1 protein-coding gene and 1 pseudogene are annotated in these 1638 nt (G+C 66.7%); one reads left to right on the plus strand and one right to left on the minus strand.

Annotated elements, in window-relative coordinates; all coding sequences use genetic code 11:
* Positions 1-265: 265 nt before the first annotated feature.
* Complete coding sequence (locus tag DY245_RS32955) at positions 266-763, plus strand: GNAT family N-acetyltransferase (protein WP_128510832.1); 498 nt, start codon at positions 266-268, stop codon at positions 761-763.
* Here the strand turns inward: DY245_RS32955 and DY245_RS32960 are convergent.
* Positions 764-1430 (minus strand): annotated as a pseudogene (locus DY245_RS32960) (transposase); the annotation flags it as partial.
* Between the last annotated feature and the right edge of the window lie 208 nt (positions 1431-1638).

Below are 1638 nucleotides of genomic sequence, written 5' to 3' on the forward strand. Positions count from 1 at the left end.
ACAATCACCACCGCGGACACACCGCCCTGAAAGGCCAACCACCCGCCAGCCGCGTCCCCAACCTCACAGGGCAATACAACTAGTGCTCTGACCGGGAAGGTTCACCGGGGCGCGGCTAAGGTCGATTGGACGGGGCCGCAATCTGGCCGGGGTATGCATTGGCCGCTGTGAAAACGGTTGGACACCTCCTGGACGCGCCACGAAGATTTCCGCTGTGTCAGACAAAGCCGAGCGCCGGACCGCAGCCTCCACGAGGGGGAAGTCCGTGCGATTTGTTGAGTTATCGAGCACGACCATGGTCGCCTTGCTGAAGGACGACCTGGCTCAAGCCAGTGCCGAAGCAGGTGTCGCACTCACCGAGTACTTCGTCACCGGCACGGCAAAGTGGGTGTGGCAGTACCGGGTCAATCAGCTGACCTCGGACCCGGGTTGCGCGGGGTGGCTCACGCAGATCGTGGTAGCCGAGCCGGAAGGTGCCGTCGTGGGCTATGCCGGGTTCCATGGGCCGCCGGATGAGGCGGGCATGGTGGAGCTCGGTTATTCGGTGATCCCCGTCTACCGTCGTCAGGGCTACGCTAGAGCGATGCTGACCGCATTGGTACGTCGGGCCGTTGCAGAAGCCCGAGTCAGGACCGTGCGGGTGACGATCAGTCCTGACAACACGGCATCCCTGGCCACGATTTCTGGATTTGGCTTCGTCGAGGTCGGAGAGCAATGGGACGAGGAAGACGGCCTGGAACTCATATTTGAAGTTCCTGTCTGATCAAACTGCTGGAAGCGGTCGGCCTCCCCAGCGGATACCTTTCTCGCTGCGGATGCGGGCGCGTTCCTTGCGCTGGGCGGCGAGCACGTCGGGGTGGCGGGCGTTGGCGTTGCGCCAGCGCAGGTAGGCATGCAGAGCCCGGGTCTGCGCGGGGTGGCTGCGGTGGTGGGAGTTGGCCAGGGTGAACTGCCGCAGCGGGCCGAAGTGGGCCTCGATCGGGTTGGCCCAGGGAGGCGTAGGTCGGGGTAAAGCACAGCTCGACCTTGTTCTTCTTCGCCCAGCGGCGGATGTCCGCGCCGGTATGGGCGGAGAGGTTGTCCAAGATGATGTAGATCGGGGCGCCGTCGGGGCGGGCGGCGCGGATCGATTTCAGCGCGGCCAGGCTGTTGGCGGTGCCTTTGCGGCGGCGGTTGACGCCCCACAGCCGGTCGTCGCCGACGGAGTAGCAGCCGTGGAAGTAGGTCACGCCGTGGGTACGGCGGAAGGTCGCCGGTAGCCGGTTGGGCTTGCCCTGCTTCGCCCAGCAGGAGCCCGCGGTGGGCCTGATCCCCAACGGCCCGAACTCGTCGAAGGCGAAGACCCGGTCCGGGAAACTTTCCAGCACCTCATCGATCCGGTCGAGCTTGGCGTCGCGTTCGGGATCGGGGGACTCCTTCCATGTCTTGGTGCAGCTGCGGTGTCGCCCGGGCTGGGCACGGGGAACGCGCTGGTGGTGACGCTCCTGGTGCAGCTCGGGGTGGTGGCGGTGACGGGGCTGCTGAATCTGCGGCTGCCCCGGGTGGTCGGCTGAGACGCGGGTGGTCGGCCGAGAGCTGATCGGGACCGGCCGCGCCCGGTACGGCAGCAGGGCCCGGACCGCGCGTCGCGGTCCGGGC

Source organism: Streptomyces inhibens (assembly GCF_003389455.1).
Classification (GTDB): Bacteria; Actinomycetota; Actinomycetes; order Streptomycetales; family Streptomycetaceae; genus Streptomyces; species Streptomyces inhibens.